The sequence below is a fragment of the Mycobacteroides immunogenum genome, assembly GCF_001605725.1.
GTDB lineage: Bacteria > Actinomycetota > Actinomycetes > Mycobacteriales > Mycobacteriaceae > Mycobacterium > Mycobacterium immunogenum.
Genome location: NZ_CP011530.1, coordinates 4,315,166 through 4,340,163, shown reverse-complemented (window position 1 = coordinate 4,340,163; position 24,998 = coordinate 4,315,166). Strand labels below are relative to the sequence as shown.

Below are 24,998 nucleotides of genomic sequence, written 5' to 3'. Positions count from 1 at the left end.
ATCACCGACATAGGTACCACGAATCGGTTCCGCTGGCTATGTGCCCATCGCGCGGTGATGCACTCCGGCTATTCAACCAGTTACATTTCGTGACTGATTTCCTTTAGCAACTATAGCCATTATGGTAGATCTTGGCTGCATAGTTGTAGCGATTCGCCGAAAATCCTTATTTGACAGTCTAATTCGAGATGGCGCCGCCAATCTGACGGTCGGCGATACGGTCCCGAATCGGTTCTTTCCGCAACGAGTTAGGGCGCGACAGGCCCTAGCATCGGCTGATGCCCGCTGCCCGCTTCGCCACCGCGCTTCGCCAAGCAGGTGTGCATGACGTCCTCGACGATGACACCAGCCGCGCAGCCTATTCCTCGGACGCTTCCCTGTATCGGGTACGGCCACTAGTGGTGATACGGCCGCACGATGACGAGGAAGTCCGCGTCGCGATGGAGGTATGCCGCGCCGAGGGCGTGCCCATCACCGCGCGCGGCGGCGGAACGTCTGTTGCCGGCAATGCGATCGGTACCGGGGCGGTCATCGACTTCAGCCGCCACATGACGCGTATCCGCGCGATCGACGCTGAACAGCGCACGGCGATCGTCGAGCCCGGGGTGGTGCAGTCCAGCCTGCAGCATGCCGCCGCGGCCGTCGGACTTCGATTCGGCCCGGATCCCTCGACAATGACCCGCTGCACGATCGGCGGGATGATCGGCAACAACGCATGTGGTTCTAGGACACTGGGTTACGGTCGCACCGTAGACAACGTCAGAGGTCTGCGTGGTTACTTCGGCAACGGCGAGCCGATGCTGTTGACGGCCGAGGCGACGAGTGGAACGGGCTCGTCGACCGCGGCGGACCTGCGGAAGATCGCCTCCGCGTATTTGGCCACCATTCGCACGGAATTCGGCTCGTTCGGCCGTCAGGTGTCCGGCTATGCGCTTGAGCATCTGGCGCCGGAACGCGGCCTGGACGTCCGCCGCATGTTGGTGGGCTCGGAAGGCTCGCTGGCGGTCGTCACCGAGGCGACCGTGCAGCTGGTGCGCGACCCGGCGCACACGATCCTGGTGGTTCTCGGGTTCGCTGATATGGCGGCCGCTGGTGACGCCACCCCACATCTGCTGGGATTCGGGCCGACCGCCTGTGAGGGCATCGATTCCCGGATCGTCGACGTCGTGCGGCGGCGTCGCGGGCCGAGCGCGGTGCCCGATCTGCCGGGCGGGCGAGCGTGGCTGTTCGTCGAGATCGCAGGTGACGACGCCGGTGAGGTGGCCGAGCGGGCCCGTCACCTGGCTGGCGATAGCGGCGCCGACGATACGTTGCTTGTGACAGGCGCCGCCGCCATGTCCGCGTTGTGGCGTATCCGGGCCGACGGCGCGGGATTGTCGGGGCGCAGCGCCAAAGGCCTACCGGCGCATGCCGGGTGGGAGGACGCGGCCGTGCCGCCGCAACGCCTGGGCGCCTACCTGCGTGACTTTGAGGCTCTGATGGCCGAGTTCGGGGTCGACGGATTGCCCTACGGGCATTTCGGTGATGGATGCATCCATATCCGGATCGACTGGCCACTGGATAAATCAGGTGGCCGCACCGTGTTTCGGAACTTCCTGACCGAGGCAGCCAGCCTGGTTGGACGCTACGGAGGATCGTTGTCCGGCGAGCACGGCGACGGTCGCGCCCGCAGTGAATTGCTACCGCAGATGTATTCGCCGGCGGCACTGGCGGCCTTCGCTGCCGTTAAGCACGCCTGCGATCCGGGCAACATGCTCAATCCGGGCATCGTGGTGGATCCGCGGCCGGTCGACGCCGACGTGCGGGTGGCCGAGGCGCCCATTCTGCGGCGCCATCTCGGTTTTGCCTACCGCCACGACGGAGGTGACTTCACTCAGGCCGTGCACCGGTGCACCGGAGTAGGTAAGTGCCGTGCCGACAACGGCGCCGCCGGGGGCGTCATGTGCCCGTCATATCTGGCCACTCGGGAGGAGCGCGACTCCACCCGGGGGCGAGCGCGGGTGCTGCAGGAGATGATCAATGGTTCGGCGGTCACCGGCGGTTGGGGCTCGCCGGAGGTGCACGAGGCGCTGGAACTGTGCCTGTCGTGCAAGGGCTGTACCTCGGACTGTCCCACCGGGATCGATATGCCTGCCTTCAAATCTGAAGTGCTGTATCAAACGTATCGGCGCAAGCTGCGGCCGATCAGTCACTACAGCCTGGGCTGGTTGCCCCGGTGGGCGCGCATGGCCAGCTCCGCGCCGCGCTTGGTCAATGCGGCCATGGCCCTTCCCGGTGTCGGGCGACTCGCGCTCGCCGGCGCCGGCGTCGATCACCGGCGCACCCTGCCGCAGTTCGCGCGCCAGACCTTTCGTGATTGGTTCGAACGGGTCCACGCACCCAACGCCGGTCACGGTGACCCGGTCGTGCTGTTCGTGGACTCGTTTACCAACTACTTCACTCCGGAAGTAGGCCAAGCGATGGTAAAAGTATTGGAAGCGGCGGGATTCCAGCCTGAGCTGTCCGCGTCTTCCACCTGCTGCGCGCTGACGTGGATCACCACTGGGCAGCTCGACGCGGCCAAGAGAATCCTGGGACGCACCGTTGATTCCTTGACCGCGGCCGCGGATCGCGGCACGCCGATCGTGGGCATGGAGCCCTCATGTACCGCGGTCTTACGCTCGGACGCGCTGGAGCTGATCGGCTCGCGCGCCGAGGCCGTTGCGGGCGGCACCACGACGTTGGCCGAGCTGCTCACCGCGCGCGGCTGGACACCACCTTCCCTGCGCGGCACCGTCGTGGTGGCACAGCCGCATTGCCACCACCACGCCGTGATGACCTGGGATGCCGACGCGGCACTGCTGGCCGGCGCCGACGCCGATGTGCACAGACTCGGTGGCTGCTGCGGGCTGGCAGGTAATTTCGGCGTCGAGAAGGGCCACTACGACGTCTCGGTTGCCGTTGCCGAACAGCAGCTGCTACCGGCGTTGCGCAACGCCGCGCCGAATACCGTCGCACTCGCCGACGGCTATTCGTGCCGCACGCAACTCGCGGATCTGGCCCATGTCGAGGGCCGGCACCTGGCGCAGTTGCTCGCGGAGCACTTGCCCAAGGGCGGATAAACGCTCCAGCGCGAGGCACTTTGGCTGTGCCGCACCGGTTGGTGATAGGCCACAGCGTAACAACATAGAAATTCTGAATGATTTAGCTAAGTATCCATCGCTTGTCTTGATTGATCCGCGTTGCGACGATGGCTACAGATCCGAAATCGCGCGCTGCCCCACACGTTAGGAGTCTCATGCGTATGGTCATCGTGCAGCCGCACCGGCTGCGCGCGGAGTTCGCCAAGCGACTTTCGGATATGTACGCCGAAGAGGTGCCCGCCTACCGCACATTGTTGTCGGTCACCCGGGAGGTCAATCGCCAAGTACGGGCCGAGCGGGGTGCCGATGCCGAACGGTTCGGTGCGATCGGGCGAGTCGGCGTCGAGCGACACGGCGCCATCCGGCTGGGCTCCCCGCGCGAGATGGCGGACGCCGCCAGGATTTTCGCGGCCATGGGAATGTACCCGGTGGGCTTCTACGATTTGCGTGACGCCGCCACCGCGGTTCCGGTGGTGTCCACCGCTTTTCGCCCGATTGACCAGGATGAGCTGGCCCGCAATCCGTTTCGTGTCTTTGCGTCGATGCTGGTGCCCACCGATCGCCGATTCTTCAACGCGGACCTGCAACGACGGCTCATCAACTTCCTCAACGCGCGAACGCTATTCGACGACGAGCTGCTGCATTTGGCTGACCGGGCGGTCGAGCGATACGGCTTGCCGGTTGATGAGGCGGAACAGTTTCTGTCCCGCGCGACAGCGGTGTTCAGGCTCTCCCGCGAACCTGTTGATCGCGGTTGGTACGAGGAATTGCACGCCGTATCACCGGTAGCCGCCGATATCGGCGGCGTGCCGAGCACGCACATCAATCATCTCACGCCGCGTGTGCTCGATATCGATGTCCTCCATCATCGGCTGGCGGCCGGTGGTATCGCCATGATCGATGCCATCCAGGGGCCTCCGCGCTGGTGCGGGCCCGACCTGCTCTTGCGACAGACGTCATTTCGCGCACTCGCGGAGATGCGTACGTTCCGGGAGGCCGATGGCAGCCACTCCGAAGGAGACGTACGTGTGCGCTTCGGCGAGGTCGAGGCACGTGGCATTGCGGTCACTCCGGCGGGCCGCAAACTCTACGACGACCTGACAGTGGAGGTCGAGCGGCTGATAGGGCTGTGCAGCCCCACGGTCACGATGAATAGGTATCAGCGCAGTGAATTCGAGGCCGAGATCTGGACCAAATCGGTGCCGCTGACCGAAACCGAGTTGGCCCTTGACGATCTGGCCTACTTCACGTTTCACGTGGATGAGACTCGCCGGCCACGAGGCCAGGAGCCGCCCCGCACCTTACGCAAGTTGATCGAGGATCGTTGGGTGTCGCTCGATCCGATTGTCTACGAGGACTTTCTGCCGAAATCGGCGGCTGGAATCTTCCAATCGAACCTGACCTCGGACACGGTCATGGACTGTGGCCAGCGGGCCACGACCATCGACGCGGCCTGGATGGAGGGCGTGCTCGGCACGGAGCTCCACGACCCGTACCACCTCTATGACCAGATTCGGCACTGCTCATTGACCGCCGTGGCGCACGAGCTGTCCATCGACGGCGGCCTTGAATTTCCGCAACTGACACAACGATCCGGAGGACGCACCGCATGCTCAGCCCCGCGCTATGTGAACTGACCACTACCGACGACCTACGCGCGCTGGCGCGCGCCAGCCTGACGCGGTGCGGGGTCGATATCGACGCGCTCGCGGGTGCGGGCTCTTCGACGATCACCGCGCGTACCCCGATCACCGGCGAGGATCTGTTCGACTTTCCTGCCGCCGATGCTGCCGATGTTGAACGAGCTGTCGACGCCGCGCATGAGGCATACCTGCGGTGGCGTACTGTTCCGGCGCCCGTTCGTGGCGGGCTCATCAAGCGCCTCGGTGAGTTACTGGCCGAGCACAAGGCCGATGTCGCACATCTGATCGGCATCGAGGTCGGCAAGATCAGCGCCGAGGCCCTCGGTGAAGTGCAGGAGATGATCGACATCTGCGACTTCGCGGTGGGCCTGTCACGTCAGCTCGGCGGGCGCACCATGCCCTCCGAACGGCCGGGGCACCGGCTGATGGAGACCTGGCATCCGATGGGGGTGGTCGGTGTCATCTCGGCGTTCAACTTCCCTGCAGCGGTATGGTCCTGGAACCTCGCGATCGCGATCGTGTGCGGCGATACGGTGGTGTGGAAGCCTTCTCAGCTGACCACCCTGACCGCAGCGGCCTGTTCGGCGCTGTTCGACCGCGCGGCCCGCGAAGTCGGTGCGCCGGAGAACCTCAACATCACCGTGCCGGCATCGGGTGCCGACAGTCAGGCGTTGATCGACAGCCGCAAGGTGCCGTTGATCAGTGCCACCGGATCGGAACGTATGGGTGCCGAGGTCGCCCCGCGTATCGCGGCGCGGTTCGGCCGGGCCATCCTTGAACTGGGCGGCAACAACGCGGCCATCGTCGCGCCGTCGGCCGACCTGGATCTGGCCACCCGCGGCATTGTCTTCTCGGCGGCCGGCACCGCCGGGCAGCGCTGCACGACGCTGCGACGGGTGATTGTGCACGAGGATATCGCCGAGGAGCTGATCAGCCGTATCCTCAAGGCATACAGTGGGTTACCGATCGGCGACCCGATGTCTGAATCCACCTTGGTGGGCCCGCTCATCAATGCGGGCGCTTTTGCGGACATGTCGGCAGCCCTGGAGCAGGCGCGTGCCGAAGGCGGCACGGTGTTGATCGGCGGCCAGCGTCGCGAAGGGCCGGCCGGGGCCTTCTATGCCGAACCGGCGGTGGTGCGGATGCCTAGGCAAAGCGACATCGTCAGAGCCGAGACGTTTGCGCCGATTCTGTATGTGATGACCTACGCCACCTTGGCCGAGGCCATCGAGATTCATAACGATGTCCCACAAGGCCTCTCGTCGGCAATCTTCACGCTGGACCAGCGCGAGGCCGAACAATTCATCGCCGCCGATGGCTCGGATTGCGGACTGGCCAACGTCAATATCGGCACTTCCGGAGCCGAGATCGGCGGTGCGTTCGGCGGCGAGAAGACGACCGGAGGCGGCCGTGAATCGGGGTCCGACTCGTGGAAGGCCTACATGCGCCGCGCCACCAACACCATCAACTACTCGGCGGAACTCCCGCTGGCCCAAGGCGTCAGCTTCTCCTGATAGCCCGCGTGAGGAAAGGAATCGACAATGCTCGACAGCATCGATGAATGGGGACCCGAGAAGGTCGTCTGCGTCTCAGACCGCCGCACCGGCATGCGCGGAGTGTTGGTGATCGACAACACTGCGCGCGGAATGGGCAAGGGCGGCACCCGGATGTCGCCCACGGTGAGCACCACCGAGGTGATGCGCCTGGCGCGCAACATGACGTGGAAGTGGGCGGGTGTGGACCTGTTCTACGGCGGCGCCAAGGCGGGCATCCGTGCGGACCCGCACGCCTCCGATAAGGAACAGGTATTGCGCGCCTTCGCTCGCGCCCTGCACAACGAGGTCCCCAAAGAGTACGTCTTCGGCCTCGACGTCGGATTGACCGAAGACGACGCCGCGATATTGGAGGACGAGATCGGGGGCCGTGGGGGCGCGGTGGGAACCCCCTATGCGCTAGGCGGTCTGCCCTACGACCAACTCGGTGTCACCGGGTACGGAGTAGCCGAAACAGTCGATGCCGCAGCCCAATACATCGGGCGCGACACCGCGTCACTGACGGTGAGCATCCAGGGTTTCGGGGCAGTGGGAGCGGCTACCGCGCGGCGACTGGCGGATCTCGGTGCGACCATCGTGGCCATCTCGACATCGCAGGGTGGGCTGCACAATCCTGACGGCCTGGATGTTGAACAGCTACTCAAAGAGCGCGACCGTCATGGCGATGCACTGGTCAACCACTACAGCGCAGCCAAGCCGATTGCCTGCGGCGAGGAGATCACGGTTCCCGCTGACGTCCTGGTGCCCGCGGCGCTGCAGGATGTCATCGACGATCACATGGCGCGGGCGCTGCCCGCCGCGATCGTTGTCGAGGGCGCCAATCTTCCCAGCAGCCCATCGGCGCAAGAGATTCTGCGCGAGCGGGGCGTGCTGGTCGTGCCCGACTTCATCGCCAACGCCGGCGGCGTCGTGGCCGCCGCGGTCGCGATGGACTCCCGGACCTCGGGAATGCGGCCGGACACGGCCTCGGTGTTCACCAACATCTCCACCAAACTGCGCGCGGGAACCCACGATGCTTTGGAGATGTCGGCTCGCGACGGCGTGACCACCCATCAGGCCGCGCGGCATGCCGCGCAGCTGAGAGTCGCCGAGGCGATGGCGCTGCGCGGGCGTCTGCCGCGATGACCGAAGCCCCGCAATTCACCTGCCGCAATTCACCTTAGGAGTGAACCACCGATGATCGATGTGCCCGTGAGTCCCGATGTGCTGTTCGGGATCGAGGAATTGCTGTCGGACGAAGAGAAAAGCATCCGCAGCAGCGTGCGTACCTTGATGACACGCAGCATCACCCCGCACATCGCGCGGTGGTATCAAGACGGCGCGCTGCCCGTCCGGGAACTCGCCGCCGAGCTGGGCTCCGTCGGCCTGTTCGGTATGCACCTGAAGGGGTACGGATGCGCCGGAACCTCGGCGGTGGCGTACGGATTGGCGTGCCTGGAGCTGGAGGCCGCCGATTCCGGGCTGCGGTCGCTGGTCAGCGTTCAGGGCTCGCTGGCGATGTTCGCCATCCACCGGTTCGGCAGCGAGGAGCTCAAGGAGCGCTGGCTGCCCGCCATGGCGGCGGGGCGGGCCATCGGCTGCTTCGGGTTGACCGAACCCGACTTCGGGTCCAACCCATCGGGTATGCGGACCAACGCGCGGCGCGACGGCAGCGACTGGATCATCAACGGCACCAAGATGTGGATCACCAATGGATCCATTGCCGATGTCGCCGTCGTGTGGGCCCGTACCGAGGACGGAATCCGCGGTTTCGCGGTGCCCACAGACACGCCGGGCTTCAGTGCGCGCAGCATCGAGTCGAAGATGTCGCTGCGGGCGTCGGTCACCAGTGAACTGGTGCTTGAGGACGTGCGGGTGCCCGATGCGTGTCTGCTGCCGGAGGCGCGCGGGTTGTCCGGCCCGCTCTCGTGCCTCAACGAGGCCCGGTTCGGCATCCTATTCGGTGCCATGGGCGCCGCCCGCGACTGCCTGTACACCGCTATCGAATACGCGCAGAACCGTTCTCAGTTCGGCAAGCCGATCTCGGCGTTCCAGCTGACCCAGGAGAAACTCTCGACAATGAGCCTGGAGTACGGCAAGGGCATATTGCTGGCATTACATCTGGGCCGTATCAAGGACGGCATTGGACTGGCGCCGTACCAGGTGAGCCTGGGCAAGCTGAACAACGTACGCGAAGCGCTGAGCATTGCGCGCACCGCTCGAACCATTTTGGGGGCCAATGGGATCTCTGCCGAATATCCGGTGATGCGGCACGCATGCAATCTCGAATCGGTGTTGACTTATGAAGGCACCAGCGAGATGCATTTGCTGATGATCGGGCAGGCGCTGACCGGTCACGCGGCATTTGCGTGACCGGTAGTTGAGGGGAAGGGAGTTATCTGATGTCCGATGCCGTAGACGATCACTTCATTGCCGCGCTGCAAGCCTGTAGCGCGGTGACATCCGCACCGGGGCGTGACGACAACGCGCCGGTGCGGCCCGGGGCATCGCTGACAGTCACGGATGCGCTGCACATTTTTGACTCCCAGATCGGCAGCCGTCATCTCGACCTGGCCGCACGTGCCTTGCGCGCCGACGGCCAGGGCTTCTACACCATCGGGTCGGCAGGGCACGAAGCCAACGCCACCGTGGCGGCGGCCCTGCGCCCGACGGATCCCGCACTGCTGCACTACCGTTCGGGCGGGTTCTTTTTGCAGCGCGCCCGCCAGTGTGGCGGCGGACGCGACGCGTTGCGCGATGTGCTGCTGGGCATCGTGTCGGCCACCGAGGAACCGATGTCCGGTGGCCGGCACAAGGTGTTCGGCCGCCACGACCTCAACATCGTTCCGCAGACCTCGACGATCGCCTCGCATCTGCCGCGGGCATTCGGCACGGCATTCCTGCTTGGGCAGGCGAGCGCCGGGGGCAGCTGCCCGTGGCCGCGGGACTCTGTCGTGGTCTGCAGTTTCGGTGACGCCTCGGCCAATCATTCGACCGCCGTCGGTGCCATCAACGCCGCGCTGAACGCGACCTACCGCGGCCTGGACGTGCCGCTGCTGTTCGTGTGTGAGGACAACGGCATCGGCATCAGCACCAAGACGCCGCAGGGGTGGATCGCCAATGTCTACGCGCACCGGCCGGGCCTCACCTACTTCGCCGCCAACGGTGCCGATGTCGCGGAAACCTTCGCCGCGGCGTCTGCGGCCGCGGACTACGTCCGGCATTACCGGCGCCCCGCCTTCCTGCATCTGAGCACCGTGCGGTTGATGGGCCACGCCGGCTCGGACTTCGAACCGGGGTATCGCAGCCCGCGCGAGATCTCCGATGACTACGCACGCGACCCTGTCCTGGGTACCGCGCGCATGCTCGTCGAACAGGGGCATCGCAGTGCCGGCGAGCTGCTCGACATCTATGAGCACAAGCGCGCCACCGTGATGCGACTGGCCACCGAGGTGTGCCAGCTGCCGCAGCTGGATTCGCCGGCTGCGGTCATGGAACCGCTCAGGGGCACGTTGCGCGCCTCGGTGCGGGCCTCGCGCACGGTGCGCTGCGAGCCGTTCGAAGGCAAAATGACTCTGGCACAGTCGATTAACGCTGCGCTACAGGACATTCTCTGCGAGTACCCGCAGGCGCTGGTGTTCGGTGAGGACGTGGCCCGCAAGGGTGGCGTGTACGGACTGACCCGCGGCCTGCAGAAGAATTTCGGGGGCGCCCGCGTCTTCGACACCATCCTCGATGAGCAGACGATTCTTGGTCTGGCGCTCGGTGCCGGACTCAACGGTCTGCTGGCCATCCCGGAGATTCAGTACCTGGCCTATGTGCACAACGCGCTGGATCAGATCCGCGGGGAGGCCGCGACGCTGCAGTTCTTTTCCAACGGTCAGTACCGCAATCCCGCGGTGATCCGCATCGCGGGCTACGGCTTCCAAAAGGGTTTCGGCGGGCACTTCCATAACGATGACTCGGTGGCCGCGTTACTGGATATTCCGGGCATCATCGTGGCCTCGCCCTCGCACCCCGACGACGCGTCAATCATGTTGCGGGCCTGCGCGCGTGCCGCCGTGGAGGCTGGCGCGGTGTGCGTCTATCTGGAACCGATTGCGCTGTACCACACTCGCGATCTGCACAGTGAGGGCGACGGCGGGTGGCTGACGGGCTCGCACGAGCTGCTGGACGCCACCATCGGTACCGCTCGCACCTACGGCGACGGAGAGCACCTGTCCATCGTGACGTTCGGCAACGGCGTCCCGATGAGCCTGCGCGTGGCCGAGTCGCTGCGTCGTACTCACGGGATCCGTTGCCGGGTCACGGATTTACGGTGGCTATCCCCGTTACCGATCAAGGACGTGCTGCGCGACGCGGCCGCCACCGGGCATGTGCTGATTGTCGACGAGACCCGGCGCAGCGGGGGAGTGGGCCAGCAGGTTCTCGCCGAGCTCATCGACAACGGCTACAGCGGCGCGTTGGCTCGCGTATGCAGCTATGACAGCTTCATTCCGCTCGGAGACGCTGCTCTGCAGGTTCTGGTCAGCGAAGAAGCGATCGCGCACGCCGCGATATCCCTCGTTGGCAGCACCCACGGGCAGCCCGCCAAATAATCAGTAAATCTATGTATTACCAACGCCTTCTAATTAGGATTAGTCGATGGTAATGAGTTTGACGCACCTGGCCACGCTGCGCGCGCTGGACCGGTTGGGCACCATGGTGTCGGTGGCTCAAGCTCTCGGATACACCCCGGGTGCGGTATCCCAGCAAATCTCGGCCCTGGAAACGGCGGTGGGTGCACCGTTGGTCGCCCGCGCGGGGCGAAACGTCATCCTCACCGATGCCGGCCGCGTCCTTGCGTTACATGCCGACCGGATCCTGGTGGCAGAACAGGACGCGTTGGAGGCGTTGCGATCGGTCAATGAAGAACTGTCGGCCCCGTTCGTCCTCGGGGTGTTCGGCAGTACGGCCGCGGCACTGCTGCCCGCCGTGATGGCGGAAGCGCAACGACGTTATCCGCGGCTGGAACTCACCAGCCGCGAACTGAGTGTCGACGTGGTGGTCGATGCGGTCCGTCGGGGCACCGTCGATGCCGCGATCGGTTTGGACTACCCGATTGCGCCCATGCCGCGTAGTGGCGATGCCGAGATCACCATGCTGCGCCGGGAATCATTCGGATTGGCGATGTCTCGCGATTTCAGCCGGACCGTCGATGCCGAAGCGGTGCACCTCCGGGAACTGGCCGATTGGGCTTTTGTCATCCCACCGGGACATACCCCGTTCGGCGCGGCCGTGCGCGCGGTGTGCCGCCAGAGCGGATTCGAACCCAATGTCCATCACGAGATCATGGACTCGGCGGTAACGCTCGCGTTGGTGGCGCGCGGCCTGGGCGTCGCGTTCGTGACCGACACCATGATTGCGCTCAACCCCGCGGCGCCCATCGTCCGGCTACGTATTGCCGATGACTTCAGCCGTGAGATCGTGCTCGTCCGCCCCGTCGCCTCTGTGGCGCGCCGCACGGTGCGAGCCGTCACCGCAGTCGTGCGGGCCGTGGTGAACGACGATTTACAGGGGGCGATCGGATCGCCGTGACGACACAACGAGGCGCACTTCGGCGAAGCGGGCCAGTGCCCGTGGCCTCGGCGTTGGGTCGCCACGACGAAAGAGCGACGTGCGCATGGTGCCCCACGCACTACCCAGACGGTGACAGGTGCTGCCACCGTTCCGGGGAGACGTATTCGAACGTTGACGTCACTCCCTGTCCCAGGCCCGGAGCGAAAGAGGACCCGTATGACTCGCGCGATGCGCATCGAAGATCTGCTCGACGTGGAGATCCCCGCGGAGGCTACCGTTACCCCGGACGGGCAGCAGATCATCTACACGTTGCAACGCAACGACGGCGACTTGGACCGCACTACAACGTGTTTGTGGGCCGTCTGCCCGGGCGGTGAGGCGCGCGCGGTCACCGCCGGGCCCGCCGATGCGTGCCCCGTGATCTCCCCGGACGGTCGTACCGTCGCGTTTCTGCGCGACGGCCAGCCGTGGTCGATTCCGGTGGCCGGGGGCCAACCCGTGCAGATTACCGAGTTATCGCTTGGCGCTTCTGCTTTGAGATGGAGCCCGGATGGGCGAAGCCTCGCGGCCCTGGCCGACGTCGACCTCGGGGCGCCCAACACATCGGCGGAGAAAACGGCCGATGAGAGCCTCCCGATCGTGGTGAACACGCTCGACGCGCAGCTCGACGGCGTGGGCTACCGGCGTGGCATTCGCACCCATCTGCACGTCATCGATGTCACGCACGGCAGCGTGCGGCGCCTCACCGACGGCGAGGGCGACGTTCAGGACTTCGGATGGAGTCCCGACTCAAGGCAACTCGCGTACACGGCGCGCCCGAAGGGCAGCACCGAACTCGACCTGCACTCGGCGGTGCATGTCATCGCCGCCGACGGCACCGGATACCCGCGGCTGCTGGCCTTCGCCGAGGGCATGGCCCAGACCGTCAGCTACACACCCGACGGCACGCGCCTGGTTGTGCTTGGCCGCCAAGATGTTTCGGGCGGACATGCGGGCGTCTTCGTCGTCGACGGTGGCACCGGCGAGGTGGTGCGGGTCGCTCCGGAACTTGACCGCAACGCACGTGCCGGAAGCTCGAGCTACCCGGGGGCGCGGCCCGCCGCCGTATCGAACGGCGACGTGGTGTTCGCGGCTCTCGACGGCGGGTATGCGCGGCTCTACACCGCGCCCCTGGACGGCGGCCCCGCGCAAGAACTGGGTGATTCCGCCGAGTGCGAGATCAGCGGCTTCGCCTGCGGAGGCGGCAAAGCGGTCACCATCCTGGCGACCCCCGAGTCTTTCGGTGAGGTCGCCGTGATCGACCTGGCGAGTGGCGCGTGCGAGCCGATCACCGCGCACGGCGCGGCGTGCGCCGGGATCCGGATGCGACGCCGCGAGCGCCGCTGGTTCCAGATCACCGACGGCTCATCCGTCGAGGGCTGGATTCTGCGAAACGAGGACTGCACCGAGCCGGGGCCGCTGCTGCTCGATGTCCACGGTGGCCCGCACAACGCCTGGAACGGGCTGGCCGACGCGTGGCACCTGCAGCACCAGGAACTCGTGGAGTGCGGCTGGACGATTCTGATGGTGAACCCGCGCGGCAGCGACGGCTACGGCGAGGCGTTCTACACCGGCGTGAACGGTGCCTGGGGCGAGGCGGACCGCAACGACTTTCTCGAACCGGTTGACACCCTGGTCGCCGAGGGGCTGGTGGACCCGGCGCGCATCGTCGTCACCGGCTACAGCTACGGCGGCTACATCGCGTGTGACCTGCCGAGCCGCGACAACCGCTTTGTCGCCGCCATCGCGGGCGGCATCATGTGCGACCTGGTGAGCGGCGGCGGCACCGCCGATGACAGCGCAGAGGTCAACCCGCTCGAACTTGGGTTGTTCCCGTGGCGGCCGGCCGACCACCGACGGTTATGGGAGCTGTCCCCGCTGTCGCGTGCGCAACAGGTGCAGACGCCGACGTTGATCCTGCACGGCGCGGCCGACCTGCGTTGCCCCATCGGCCAGGCCCAGCAATGGTTCTCGGCCCTGCGGGAACGTCAGGTGCGGACCCAGCTCGTGGTCTATCCCGGTGCCTCCCACGAGTTCCCGGCGGCGGGACGGCTGAGTCATCGCATCGATTACGCCCGCCGGGTCGCCGAATGGGCGCAGCGCTATGCGGGAGACGTGAGCGGGGCACGGCCGGCGCCGTTGCCGAGCGCGCGTTGGCAGCGGCGGCTCACCGAGCTGGCGGACAAGTATGGCGTACCGGGCGCCCAGCTCGGCGTGCTGAGACTTGGCGCCGGGCACCCGGAGTCGCGTGTCGAACTCGCCACGGGCACCTTGAATCTGGCGTTCGGCGACCGGGCGCCGGTGACGCTTGACTCCGTGTTTCAGATCGGCTCGATCACCAAGGTGTGGACCACCACCGCCGCGATCCGGCTCATCGAGCAAGGGAAATTCGGTCTCGACACACCCGTACTGGAGCTGCTGCCTGAGCTGCACCCGTCGTCGGCCTTGTACGAGGGCGTCACCGTGCGGCACCTGATGAACCACACCAGCGGCCTCGACGGCGACGTCTTTACCGACACCGGCCGCGGCGACGACTGCGTGGCGCGTTATGTGGAGCAGCTCGGCGAGTTGAAACGTGTGTTCCCGGTGGGTGCCTCGTGGGCGTACTGCAACTCCGGATTCGTGCTGCTCGGTCGCATCATCGAGCGCGCGACCGGCAAGGTGTGGGACCAGGCGATGCGCGAACTACTCTGCGAACCAATGGGATTACGCAACACCGTGACATTGCCCGAGGAGGCGGTGCTCCGCGCCGCCGCCGTCGGGCACGAGAAATCCGACGGCGTGCTCGCACCCGCATCGGTGTGGGTGCTGCCCCGCGCCATGGGGCCGGCCGGGCTCATCTCGTGCACGGTGGGCGATCTGCTGTCCTTCGCCGCGCTGCATCTGCGCGACGGTGTCGCGGCGGACGGCACCCGACTGATGACGCAAGAACATGTCGCCGCGATGCGGGCGCATGAGGTAGACGTGCCCGCGACCGATCGGCTCATCGGATCCTGGGGGCTGGGCTGGATTCGCTTCACCTGGGGTGACGGTAATCAGTTTGGGCATGACGGTGCCACGATCGGACAATTCGCTTATTTGGTGCTCGATGCGCGAAACAACATCGCGTTCGCGCTGCTGACGAACGGTGGCGACACCGACGGGCTCTACGAGGACCTCGCGGGCGAGGTTTTCGGGGAGCTTGCCGGTATTGCCCTGCCGGAGCGGGTACAGCCCATTGCCGGTGACGCAGAACGTTGGCGTGGCGCGGTGGCCGAGCACCTCGGCACCTACGAGGCGGCGGAGGCGCGCGTTGAGGTCTTCACCAGCGAGGATGGGTTGCGGATCCGACAGACCTACACCGGTCCGCTTGTCGAGGCCGAACCGGTCATCGAACAGCGGGCGTTGCCTGCGGGGGCCGACCGCCTCCTGACCCGCCTTCAGGGTGACGACGGTCCCTGGGAGGCAGTCACATTCAGTGTGCTGCCATCGGGTGAGCGGATCATCCATATCGGCGTGCGCGCGATGCAGCGCGTCGCCGGGACTGTCTAGGCCTGTCGTGTCCGGCCGTTCTCAGCGGACCGGTGAGAACGCCTCCAGCTGAGGCGGTACCACGCCGGTGATGATCTGCCGCGCCAAGAGTTGGCCGGTGATGGGGCCCTGCAGGATTCCCCACATGCCGTGACCACCCGCGGCGTACACGCCGGGGAGCTTGGTGGCACCGACGAGTGGAAGGTTGTCGTGGCTCATGGGCCGGGGTCCCACCCAGACATCTTGAACATCCCAATCGCGCACGCGCAGCATCGGAGCCGCGGCACGGATCATCGCGTCAACGCGGTTCGAGTCCAGGGGCGCGTTGGAGCCGCGGAACTCCATTGTCCCGGCCACCCGAAGCCGGCCCTGGTACGGAGTGCACGCGATCCGGGACGCGGGCAGGTATAGCGGGGCGGCCACCGATCCGGTGTCCACGGAGAAGGAGTAGCCGCGTCCCGCCTGCACCCTGACGCGAATGCCGAGATCACGCGCGAACCGTGAAATCCAGGCGCCGTTGGCCACCACGACGGCATCGGCACGCAGCGGTGCGGTCGAGCAAGTGTCGACGAATACCGGGCCGGACCCGTGGCGGATGCCCCGAACGTCAACGCCTTCACGGATGTCGCCCCCACGTGCCCGAATCGACTGCGCCAGCGTTTGTAGGAACGGTTCGGGCTCCAGAAAGCGTTGGCCGGTGAGCTCCCACACCGAGGTGATCGCATCGCTGAACTGCGCGGGCCGGCGATCGGCGCCGGCCCGATGTGCGGCGATCTCGACGCCGGACCGCGCCAGGGCATCGACCTCCCGCAGCAGCGGGGCACTTTGTTCGGCGCGCTCGTAACCGACGAAAATCGACGATTCACGAGGCGCGCAGTCGACGCCTCCCGCCACCAGCGCGTCGAACGCGCCCAGGGCGCCGGTGTTCAGGCTGGCAAGGCGGTCCACACCCTGCTGCCATGCTCGATGGGTGCATCGCGCCGCGAAGTGGGCAAGGAAGCCGAGCGTATGCAGGGACGGCATCAGCGGAATGCTCAATGCCGCATCGCGTTTCCCGAGGCTGCCGATGCCGTATCGCAGCGTTGACGGTTCGGCAAGAGGAGCGGCGAGCCCCGGGGTCAAGAAGCCCGCGTTGCCCCATGAGGCGCCCGCCGCCACACCATTGCGGTCGACGACGGTGACCTCCACCCCGTGGTCCTGTAGGAACCAGGCAGTCGCCAGGCCCACCATTCCGGCCCCGACCACCACTACTCGCTTTGGCGCTGAGCCAGCTGACTTCATCACGTTTCCATCCGCCTTTTCAGTCGTTTGCTGAAGATGAACCGTTAGTCTCGGCTGCGGTGGCGGGTCGTCACATCGTCGTCGTGTGAGAAGCGAAAGGCACAATGTTGTCCTGCGGCACCAGGGGTGCCCCCAGGGCGGCTATTGGCTCCGGTGGTTCGGTGGTGTGCTGTCGATGATGCGGCTTAGCCGCAGCTGCACCATCAACCGGAAGCGCGCCTCGGGGTCGTCGAGATCGGCGTCGACCAGTTGGCGTACCCGACGTAGCCGGTACCGAAATGTGTTGGGGTGTACGTGCAGTGCCGCCGATGCCGTGGGGACATCACCGAAGGCGTCCAGCCACGCCTCGAGTGTCTCGACAAAGTAGGCGCCCTGTTCGGCGACCGATCGAATGGCCTGAAGGGGGTCGAGCCCGTCGGCCGTCGCCGCGCCGGCGAGCTGGATCAACAGCGAATCGACGTAGACGTCCTGGAAGTGAGCGACCCGGTCCGGAACACGGCCGGACCGCAGCACCTCCAGCGCTCGCTCGGCGTCCTGACGCGATCGTGCGATCGGCGCCGGTGGCGTGATCACACGGCCGATCCCGATGATGGCGTCGGCTCTGGGACCGATTCTGTCGAGGAAATCCACCGACACCCGGAGTATCCCGGCCGCCGGACTCTGATTGTGGTCCAGTGGATCTGGACCGGAGGGGGCGGCTAGTACGGCATATCCGACGCCGTTGACCAGTGCGGTCGCCGATCGTGGATACATGGCGTCCAGATGGATCGCCAGCGCGTCGGTCAGCCTGCCAAGGTCGGTGTCGCCTTTGGTACTAGGCGGGCGGCGCAAGCCCAACGCCAGGACGGCGGCGGGTCCCGATCCCAGGCCCAACCGGGTCATGGCATAGTCGGCGCCGTCGGTTCCCCGCAGCACTGCGGCCACCAGATTGGTGTGATGTCGGCGTTGCGGGTCGGCGTCAGCGCGGTGCCGCAACATATAGTGCGCGGCGAGTTTCGCCGACTCGCGTAGCGCGCTTTCACGTTTGGGTGAGAGCGGCTCGGCCAAAGCGGCCCACAACGAACCCAGGTATTCGCCGCCTGCCCGCACCGCGATGGCGCTACGTCCCAGCGTCATATCGGGTGCTTCGGCCGGTATCCATACTGGCTCGTCGGTACGCAGCAGATGTTCGAAAACGCCCAACTGTTCCATGCGTTCGCGATAGCGGGCGGGAACCTGCCGATTGAGTACCGTCGCTACTCTGGGCTGGTCGGTTTCGTCCTGTCGGCCGGAGAACGCCAGCACGCGAGAATCGCTGTCCTCGATCGTGATCGGTGCATCGACTAACACGCCGATGGCTTCGGCGAAGGAGAACAGGTCGTCGGTGGGTTCCCTCATCAATGTGGGTACCGCATAACCATCGATGCCGCTCTCACCTGGGCGCAACTCCTTACACCTCAAATCTCTTGAGCCTGCTTATGTTGGTCACCATTCAGCGGTGGGCGACACCCGGCGTTAGTCGCCGTCGTCAGCGGCAAGCCTGTCGTTTCGTGCGCGCGGACAAGCGGCGCTGCCGTGTCGTCGGTGATCATCGACCAGGCCCATCGGAGCATGTGAACGGAGATATGAATATGACCAACGACAGTAGGCGCCCGATGCCCACACCAGGGACCGGTTCCACGGAGCATCCCGCGTTCATCAATGTTGCCGGGCTCATGCCGGTCGCGGCGCTGAGCCACGTTGTGGCGCACGGTCAGATGGTGTTCGTCTCGGGTGTGCTCGGGACCGACGCGGCGGGCACCCTGATCGGAGACACGGTCGAGGAGCAGACGGCGCGGGCCTTCGCCAACCTCCGCCTGGCATTGGCCGCCGTGGAAGCCGACCTGATCAATGTGGTGCAGGTTCGGGTGTTTCTGGCCGACTGCGCCGACTTGGCGGAGATGAATCATGCCTACGTGTCGGCTTTCGGCAAGCACCGGCCGGCCAGGACTACGGTCGGCGGGCAGCTGGCGCTCGGTGCCAAAATCGAAATCGATTGCATCGCAATACGATAGATCTGGTGGTGTCGCCGGTGGCTCTGTCACATTCGAGCCACCGGCGACACCGCGCTGTCTAGTTCCAAATCTGCCAGAGCTGTTGCATGACTTCACCGAGCGCGGCGTTATCTGAGTTGCAGATCATGGCCACGGATGTCTGGCGATCCTTACTAACACGGAAGTCGGAGTTGAAACCGGCCCAGCCGCCCGTGTGTTCCAGGGATCCGTCGTTCAACACTTCAATTCCCGCGGCGTAGGCGGCCCCTGGTTCTTCGGGGTCGACGACGGGATCGGCCAGCTGTGCGGTGAGAAGTTCTTGCCCGCCGACGCGTCCGGTGCGGTAGTTGTCGGCCCAGCGTACGAGTTGTGAAGGTGTGGTTTGGATTGCGCCGTCACCGACTGGCTCCCAGAGTGAGTCGGCGATCGTGAATCCCGAGGGCCCGGCTTCGTAGGAAATGGCTTTTGCGGGGATCTTGGCCACCGGGTCCATCACCATCGCCAGGCCAAGCGGCTGGAACACTTGCTCATTCAGGAATTGCGGCAGTGGTGTTCCCGATACCTTGTTGACGATCTCGGCGAGTAACAGGTAGTTCGAATTCGAGTATTCGAATGTGCTGCCGGGCGTGAAGGTTAGGGCGGGCACTTTATCGAGTCTGCGGACGGCCTGCTCCTGGGTGACGTGGGCGTTCATGTTGACGCCATCGGCGGTGAGCAGATCGGTGTAATCGGCGATGCCGCTTTGGTGGTGGATCAGTTGGCTGATCGTCACGGAATCGGCCCATGCTGGTAGGCCTGGTACGTACCTGGATACGGGATCTGACAGGCGTAGTTTGTGTTGGTCGGCCAGTAGCAGAATGGCAGTAGCGGTGAATTGCTTTGACGTCGAAGCGATGTCCATCACGGTATCCGGCGTGATCGGTGCGCCGGTCTGAAGATTCGCTACGCCGCGAGCGCCTGCCCATACGACGGTGCCGTTTCGTCCGACAGCTGCGGTGCATCCGGGCTGGTCCGATTTGAGGAGTTTGGCGAGCAGGCTGTCGCTGCGTGCTATCCGATCGGCGTTGCCCGATGTCGGCGCGGCGCTCGTGGTGTCCGGTCCGGGATTCGACGGGGAAGCGGGTTGTGCGTGATCTGCGCATCCGGGCGCCAGCATCGTGAGCGCGGCCAGCGGGAGTGCCAGTAGCGCGGTGCGCGATGTACGGCGGCGCGTCGATGAAGCGGTGGTCGACGTCATCTTGGTGTGCTCCTAAATTCCACTGCTACAACAATTAATGATCCATGTTTCCTGATGTGCGCCGCCACGGTAATCGGCGCCATCGACGTAGTGGCGATCTCATCGGGTGGATCTATCCCGCTCGGACGGAGCCATTGGGCCCCGGGCGAGCGGAATAGATCCAGCCACAACGCGTCAATCAGCCAATGTTGCCTTCGTAGGCGAACCTGCCACCGGCCTTGGTGTCACACAGGTCCGCGAAGTTAATGTCTTCCTGGCGTACGAACCCGCTCTGCGGGATGCGACCGTCAGCGACGAGCTCGACCACGGCTACCGCGGAGGCTGCGGTGGTCCACGAGATCGCGCGCCAGCGCTGACCGGCGATATCGATCGGGCGGTATCCGCGCACATAGTTCTCGCGGAATGGCTTGCCCTCCTTGACACCCTCGACGGCGGCATGCAGATAGACGATGTCGTCGTTGACGGGTGGCTTGCTGCTCACGATCATCTTGCCTACCAGTTCGCGCTGCTCGCGCAGGTTGAGTTCGTCTAGCAGAAAACGCATTTGGTCGAAGTGGCCGGGGTAGCGCATGGTCTTGTAGTCCAACCGCTGAACTCGCCCTTCGTAGGTCTGGCACATGGTGCCCAACCCGCCGGAGGTGAGGGAGGCCTCGAGTTCAATCCCACCCAGCACAACGCGTTCCGTTTCGGTCATGGCGGGCACCATTTGGCGCCTGCCACCGCGGAGCACCTCGGCGTCGTTGATGTACTCGTTGACGACGCCCTCGGCCGACCAGGTGACGGCGTATCCGAGCAGTCCTGTCGGGTTTTGGGGCAGGGCCCCGACCTTGAGTTCGATTGACCGGACGCTGTCGAACTGCTTGGCAAGAGACGCGCCGATGATGCCGATCAGTCCTGGGGCCAGACCACATTGCGGCACGAACGCCGTATCGGTGCGACGCTCGGCCAAGCTCAGCACATGGTTGGTGGTCGGCACGTCCTCGGTGAGGTCGAAGTAGTGCACACCGGTATCGCCGGCCGCCTCGGCGATGGCGATGTTGAGGTGGAACGGCAGGCAGGAGAAGACAGCGTCGACCGAGGTGAGTGCCGCGCGCACGGCGTCACCGTCGGTGACATCGGTTTGATGAGTCTCGAACTCGGTCGCCGCGCGGGCTCCCTGGTCGTGGCCGACCACGGTGAAACCGGAGTCGACGAGTATGCCGGCGACAAGTTCACCGACCTTGCCGAGGCCGAAAACCGCGACCCGGCTGATAGCGCGTCCCATGGATTGGTTCCTTCTGTAGATGTGATGGTGTGCTTCGTGCGTCATCGTGACTTGTTGAAATCTAGATAGGTTGTGCGCGTGGTGAACTGCGCCAGCACCTCCGGAATCGGCACCACGCCGATGCCCGGGCCCTCGGGTACCCGGACGGTGCCCTGCTCCAGTTCGAACGGTTCGGTGATGTCTTGGTCGAAGTACCGCCGCGAAGCCGAAACATCGCCGGGAAGAACGAAGTTCGGCAACGAGGCCAACGCCAGGTTCGCGGCGCGCCCGACTCCGGTCTCTAACATGCCGCCGCACCAGACGGGTATTCCGTGTGCGGCGCAGACATCGTGGATGCGGCGCGCCTCGTAGTAGCCCCCAACGCGCGCGGGTTTGATGTTGATGACATCGCATGCCCGCAGGGCGATGGCCGTGGCGGCGTCGCGTGCGGAGCGTATCGACTCGTCGAGGCAGATGGGCGTGCGGACACGGCGTGCCAGCTCGGCATGGCCCCGAACGTCGTCCTCCGGGAGGGGCTGTTCGATCAGCAGCAGATCGAAGTCGTCGAGGGCCGCCAACGCCGAGACGTCGCTGAGGCGGTAGGCCGCGTTGGCGTCGACCTGCAGCGTCAGCTCGTCCCCGAACTTCTCGCGGACCGCACGCACCGCCTCGATATCCCAACCGGGTTCGATCTTGAGCTTGATCCGGACGTAGCCCTCGGCCACGTACTCCTCAACGCGGTCGAGCAGCTCGGGGATGCTGTCCATGATCCCCACCGAAACCCCCGCCGGGATTTGGGTGCGCTGACCACCGAGGTGGCGGCGCAATGACACGTTGTGGGCGCGTAGTTCGGCGTCGAGAAGGGCGGTCTCCGCAACGTGTTTGGCCATCTGGTGTCCCGTGATCGACTCAAGCGTCGAGTGCACGTCGGACGCTCCGAGGTCGGGGCCGAACTCCACCAGGCGGGGTAATAGATGCTCGGTCAGCACGATCTCGGCGCCGGCAAGGAATTCACTGCTGTAGTAAGGCTCCGGGTCGGCCGCGCACTCGGCCCAGCCTTCGGCTTCGGTGGTGATCAGGCGCAGCAGGAATGTGTCTTTGAAGTTCGCGGTGCCGAACGACGTTCTGAACGCTCCCACCAGAGGGATCTGGAGGTGATGCAATTCTGCGGCTTCAATTTTCATTGCGCATCCTTCATGATTTGGTCGAGTTCGTACCAGCCGTCGCGCGAAAAACCCACTGCGGTAAACCCTTCGGCGAAGGCTTCGACAAAAATGGCGCGCACTGTCAGCCGCCATTGCTGAGCCAGTTCCGGCTGTTGGCGCCGGATGGCGACGATGTCTTCAGGCACCCGGCACCACCTGCGGATGCCATCGGTTATCAACTGCGGTTGGTTGTCAGGACCGAGAGATAGGACCGTCGCGTTCTCCGGGCGTGCCGAATCCGGTGTGGGCCGGCCGTCGGCGGCGAGGATCGCGCGTGTGGTGTCCAGGCTCCATACCGCCGCCAGCCGATCCGAATGGTCATTGGCGTTGATCTCGTCGAACATGAAGCCGTAGAAGTCTTGTTCGTAGATGGTTGCCAGCGCACCGAGCCTGCTCAAGTTGAACCGGGCATTCCGGCTGACCAGGGGGTCGAAGGTCCATTCGATGCGCCGCCAGCCGCGCGCGAGGGACCACGCACGTTGATGCAGCTTCAGGGCGCGACCCAGCCCACGGCTGGTTTGATGGGGCGAGGTCGCGGCAATCAGCGAATAGGCGCCCTCGGCCGCGGGCGCGAGGACGGCGGCACCGACCAATGCGCGGTGGCGGTCACGTGCAGTCGTGATGCAGCCGCCCGCGTGGACGAGGCTGCGCATCACATCGGACGGTATCGGCGCCCCCTCGTTAGTGCGTCCCCATACCGACTCAAGCAAAGCCGAGACATCCCGAAGGGTGTCGCTGTCCTCGGTCTCTTCGACAAGCACATTGCATTCGCGCGCCGCCGCCTCGGCCGCGCGTACGGCTTCTGCCGCGAGCGCGTCGCCGATGGCATCACACGCGTTGACCGTGTTGACGGTGTTGGCTGTGGTGGTGAAGCGAGTCACATCACCACTGTTACAGGCACCGGGCACACAGTCATTGGCCTCCGGTCATTGCCAAGATGTCAATTATTGTGCACTGATCACAAACATCCGGCTAGGCTGCTGGCCGTGGAAGTCGCCGAACTATCAATGCGTTTGGGTGGGCGGTGTCGAGTCCGTGACCTGTTGACGGCGCTGAGCGGGGCGAGCCTCACCCTGGTCACTGATGGTGATGGGCTGGATCTAACCGTTAGCCGAACACTGTTGTTCGACCCGGTGGAAGCGGTGCGCGCCGCACCCGAATGCGTTCTACTCGGTGTCGGCGTGGACCGGAGGTTCGTCGATCCGTTCACCGTCGTGGCACAGGCCTCGGCGGCGCAGATCACGGCGCTGGTGATCAAGGCTTCGGCCCTGCGAGAAAGCCCCGAGTTGGTCGCCGCAGCAAACGAATGTGGGCTGGCGTTGTTGACGGTCGACGACATGATCGACTGGTTGACGGTGGACACCCACATTCGCAGTGCGCTGTACGCCACCACACACGCCGGTGGTTCGTTGCAATCGGTGCCCTCGGGTGATCTGTTCTCTCTCGCCGAGGCGATCGCCGACACAGTAGGCGGCGCCGCCGCGATCGAGGATATGAACCTGCGGGTGTTGGCCTATTCCTCCGGACAGCATCCCATCGACGAGGATCGCCGCAGTGGCATCCTGGGTCGCCGCGTTCCTACGGCCCCCGAGCATCCCGGCCAATACCGCGAGGTCTATCAGTCGCGTTCGGTATGCCGAATTCCCGGCGCGCCAGGTGGTTTGGAGCGATTAGCTGTCGCCGTGCGGGCCGGCACCGAGATCATAGGTTCCATCTGGGTGGTCATACCCACGGATGGGCTGCGCGAGGGCGCGGAGCGGCAACTGGCCGACGTCGCACCGGTCGCCGCGCTTCATCTTTTGCGGGCCCGTCATGCCGAGGATCTGGTGCGGCAGCAGCGGACGGAGGCGGCCGAAGCTCTTGTCGCGGGCAGCGGGGATCTGCGAAATGCGATCCTGGTGCTGGGTTTTAACCCCGACGATGCGGTCGCGGTGATGACCATCGCGCTCACGTCGCCGGTCGATCGCCGTACCGCCCGCCACGATCGCTTGGTGTCCTTGGTGACGATGAACTGCGAATCGCGCAGGTTGTCGGTCGGTGTCGCGGGTGCCGGTGACCTGCTCCACGTCGTGTGCTCGGCGCGACATATCGAGTCGGCCGACGACATTCTCTCGGTGGCTGAGGCCATCAGGCGTGCGGCGCACGGGTCGCTCGATCTTGACGCGGTGATCGGCATCGGACCGGTGGTATCGGCGGCGCACCGTATTGGTCATTCGGCAGAATGCGCGGCCAAGGTTGCCACATTGCTGCGGCGGGTAGCGGAACTTCCGCGGATCGCCACCTATCGTCAAATGGCCGACCGCACAAGCTTTGTCGATCTCGCAGCTGCGGCAATCGATGACCCGCGGATCATCTCCGATCGGGTGGTGGAGGTGCTCAAACACGATGCGGAGCGCAGTACCGCCTATGCCAAACTGCTGCGTACCTACCTACGCAGCTGGCGCGATGCCACCCGTACCGCAACGGTTTTGGAGATCCACCCGAACACGGTGCGATACCGACTCAACCGCCTCAGCGAGACGTTCGGGATTGATCTTGATGACCCCGACCAACTGCTGCCGATCTGGGTGGGGCTTGAAGTGCAAGGCCTGACGGGCGCCGTGGCGGCGGGCTGA

Annotated in this window: 16 protein-coding genes; 10 read left to right on the top strand and 6 right to left on the bottom strand. The window is 65.3% G+C overall.

Annotated features, from left to right (window positions below):
• Positions 1-278 precede the first annotated feature (278 nt).
• The 8 genes from ABG82_RS21460 to ABG82_RS21425 all read left to right on the top strand — a co-directional run bounded on the left by ABG82_RS21460 (position 279) and on the right by ABG82_RS21425 (position 15,426).
• Positions 279-3,101, top strand: a complete 2,823-nt coding sequence (locus tag ABG82_RS21460; RefSeq protein WP_043076482.1) for an FAD-binding and (Fe-S)-binding domain-containing protein — start codon at positions 279-281, stop codon at positions 3,099-3,101.
• Between the two features lie 182 nt (positions 3,102-3,283).
• The gene (hglS, locus tag ABG82_RS21455; protein ID WP_043076636.1) at positions 3,284-4,759 is read left to right on the top strand and encodes a 2-oxoadipate dioxygenase/decarboxylase; all 1,476 of its coding nucleotides are present in this window, start codon (positions 3,284-3,286) and stop codon (positions 4,757-4,759) included.
• Positions 4,732-6,279, top strand: a complete 1,548-nt coding sequence (amaB, locus tag ABG82_RS21450; RefSeq protein ID WP_043076483.1) for an L-piperidine-6-carboxylate dehydrogenase — start codon at positions 4,732-4,734, stop codon at positions 6,277-6,279. Before hglS ends, amaB begins: the two co-directional genes overlap by 28 nt.
• A 27-nt stretch (positions 6,280-6,306) precedes the next feature.
• Positions 6,307-7,443 carry a Glu/Leu/Phe/Val family dehydrogenase gene (locus tag ABG82_RS21445; protein WP_043076484.1) on the top strand — a complete coding sequence of 379 codons (1,137 nt, stop codon included), beginning with the start codon at positions 6,307-6,309 and terminating at the stop codon, positions 7,441-7,443.
• Positions 7,444-7,494: 51 nt separating this feature from the next.
• Complete coding sequence (locus tag ABG82_RS21440) at positions 7,495-8,670, top strand: acyl-CoA dehydrogenase family protein (RefSeq protein WP_043076485.1); 1,176 nt, start codon at positions 7,495-7,497, stop codon at positions 8,668-8,670.
• Between the two features lie 29 nt (positions 8,671-8,699).
• On the top strand, positions 8,700-10,895 hold the full coding sequence (locus tag ABG82_RS21435) for a thiamine pyrophosphate-dependent enzyme (RefSeq protein ID WP_043076486.1): 2,196 nt from the start codon (positions 8,700-8,702) through the stop codon (positions 10,893-10,895).
• A 52-nt stretch (positions 10,896-10,947) separates the two neighbouring features.
• Complete coding sequence (locus tag ABG82_RS21430; protein WP_234707981.1) at positions 10,948-11,874, top strand: LysR family transcriptional regulator; 927 nt, start codon at positions 10,948-10,950, stop codon at positions 11,872-11,874.
• 198 nt (positions 11,875-12,072) lie between these two features.
• On the top strand, positions 12,073-15,426 hold the full coding sequence (locus ABG82_RS21425) for a serine hydrolase (protein WP_043076488.1): 3,354 nt from the start codon (positions 12,073-12,075) through the stop codon (positions 15,424-15,426).
• A 21-nt stretch (positions 15,427-15,447) separates the two neighbouring features.
• Here the strand turns inward: ABG82_RS21425 and ABG82_RS21420 are convergent, their stop codons facing one another.
• Positions 15,448-16,686, bottom strand: a complete 1,239-nt coding sequence (locus tag ABG82_RS21420; RefSeq protein WP_043076489.1) for an NAD(P)/FAD-dependent oxidoreductase — start codon at positions 16,684-16,686, stop codon at positions 15,448-15,450.
• A 141-nt stretch (positions 16,687-16,827) separates the two neighbouring features.
• Positions 16,828-18,063 carry a PucR family transcriptional regulator gene (locus ABG82_RS21415; RefSeq protein ID WP_052510924.1) on the bottom strand — a complete coding sequence of 412 codons (1,236 nt, stop codon included), beginning with the start codon at positions 18,061-18,063 and terminating at the stop codon, positions 16,828-16,830.
• Between the two features lie 233 nt (positions 18,064-18,296).
• Between ABG82_RS21415 and ABG82_RS28345 the strand changes: the two genes are divergently transcribed.
• Complete coding sequence (locus tag ABG82_RS28345) at positions 18,297-18,719, top strand: RidA family protein (protein WP_054492962.1); 423 nt, start codon at positions 18,297-18,299, stop codon at positions 18,717-18,719.
• 58 nt (positions 18,720-18,777) lie between these two features.
• On the opposite strand, the gene ABG82_RS21405 is transcribed toward ABG82_RS28345, so the two are convergent.
• The 4 genes from ABG82_RS21405 to ABG82_RS28340 form a co-directional block, all read right to left on the bottom strand.
• Positions 18,778-19,935: a serine hydrolase domain-containing protein gene (locus ABG82_RS21405; protein WP_052510926.1), complete on the bottom strand. Its 1,158-nt coding sequence runs from the start codon at positions 19,933-19,935 to the stop codon at positions 18,778-18,780.
• Between the two features lie 178 nt (positions 19,936-20,113).
• On the bottom strand, positions 20,114-21,199 hold the full coding sequence (locus tag ABG82_RS21400) for a saccharopine dehydrogenase family protein (protein WP_043076490.1): 1,086 nt from the start codon (positions 21,197-21,199) through the stop codon (positions 20,114-20,116).
• 41 nt (positions 21,200-21,240) lie between these two features.
• Positions 21,241-22,362 (bottom strand): o-succinylbenzoate synthase, encoded by a 1,122-nt coding sequence (menC, locus tag ABG82_RS21395; RefSeq protein ID WP_043076491.1) that lies wholly within the window; start codon positions 22,360-22,362, stop codon positions 21,241-21,243.
• Positions 22,359-23,264: a hypothetical protein gene (locus ABG82_RS28340; protein ID WP_054416760.1), complete on the bottom strand. Its 906-nt coding sequence runs from the start codon at positions 23,262-23,264 to the stop codon at positions 22,359-22,361. Before ABG82_RS28340 ends, menC begins: the two co-directional genes overlap by 4 nt.
• 105 nt (positions 23,265-23,369) lie before the next feature.
• Between ABG82_RS28340 and ABG82_RS21385 the strand changes: the two genes are divergently transcribed.
• Complete coding sequence (locus tag ABG82_RS21385) at positions 23,370-24,998, top strand: PucR family transcriptional regulator (RefSeq protein WP_043076492.1); 1,629 nt, start codon at positions 23,370-23,372, stop codon at positions 24,996-24,998.

Excerpts from the sequence above, each read along its gene's own strand:
- menC (WP_043076491.1), bottom strand. The coding sequence starts at position 22,362 with ATGAAAATTGAAGCCGCAGAATTGCATCACCTCCAGATCCCTCTGGTG.
- ABG82_RS21415 (WP_052510924.1), bottom strand. The coding sequence starts at position 18,063 with ATGAGGGAACCCACCGACGACCTGTTCTCCTTCGCCGAAGCCATCGGC.
- ABG82_RS21440 (WP_043076485.1), top strand. The coding sequence starts at position 7,495 with ATGATCGATGTGCCCGTGAGTCCCGATGTGCTGTTCGGGATCGAGGAA.
- ABG82_RS28345 (WP_054492962.1), top strand. The coding sequence starts at position 18,297 with ATGACCAACGACAGTAGGCGCCCGATGCCCACACCAGGGACCGGTTCC.
- ABG82_RS21405 (WP_052510926.1), bottom strand. The coding sequence starts at position 19,935 with ATGACGTCGACCACCGCTTCATCGACGCGCCGCCGTACATCGCGCACC.
- ABG82_RS21400 (WP_043076490.1), bottom strand. The coding sequence starts at position 21,199 with ATGGGACGCGCTATCAGCCGGGTCGCGGTTTTCGGCCTCGGCAAGGTC.
- ABG82_RS21420 (WP_043076489.1), bottom strand. The coding sequence starts at position 16,686 with ATGAAGTCAGCTGGCTCAGCGCCAAAGCGAGTAGTGGTGGTCGGGGCC.
- ABG82_RS21445 (WP_043076484.1), top strand. The coding sequence starts at position 6,307 with ATGCTCGACAGCATCGATGAATGGGGACCCGAGAAGGTCGTCTGCGTC.
- ABG82_RS21425 (WP_043076488.1), top strand. The coding sequence starts at position 12,073 with ATGACTCGCGCGATGCGCATCGAAGATCTGCTCGACGTGGAGATCCCC.
- ABG82_RS21430 (WP_234707981.1), top strand. The coding sequence starts at position 10,948 with ATGAGTTTGACGCACCTGGCCACGCTGCGCGCGCTGGACCGGTTGGGC.
- amaB (WP_043076483.1), top strand. The coding sequence starts at position 4,732 with ATGCTCAGCCCCGCGCTATGTGAACTGACCACTACCGACGACCTACGC.
- hglS (WP_043076636.1), top strand. The coding sequence starts at position 3,284 with ATGGTCATCGTGCAGCCGCACCGGCTGCGCGCGGAGTTCGCCAAGCGA.
- ABG82_RS21435 (WP_043076486.1), top strand. The coding sequence starts at position 8,700 with ATGTCCGATGCCGTAGACGATCACTTCATTGCCGCGCTGCAAGCCTGT.
- ABG82_RS21460 (WP_043076482.1), top strand. The coding sequence starts at position 279 with ATGCCCGCTGCCCGCTTCGCCACCGCGCTTCGCCAAGCAGGTGTGCAT.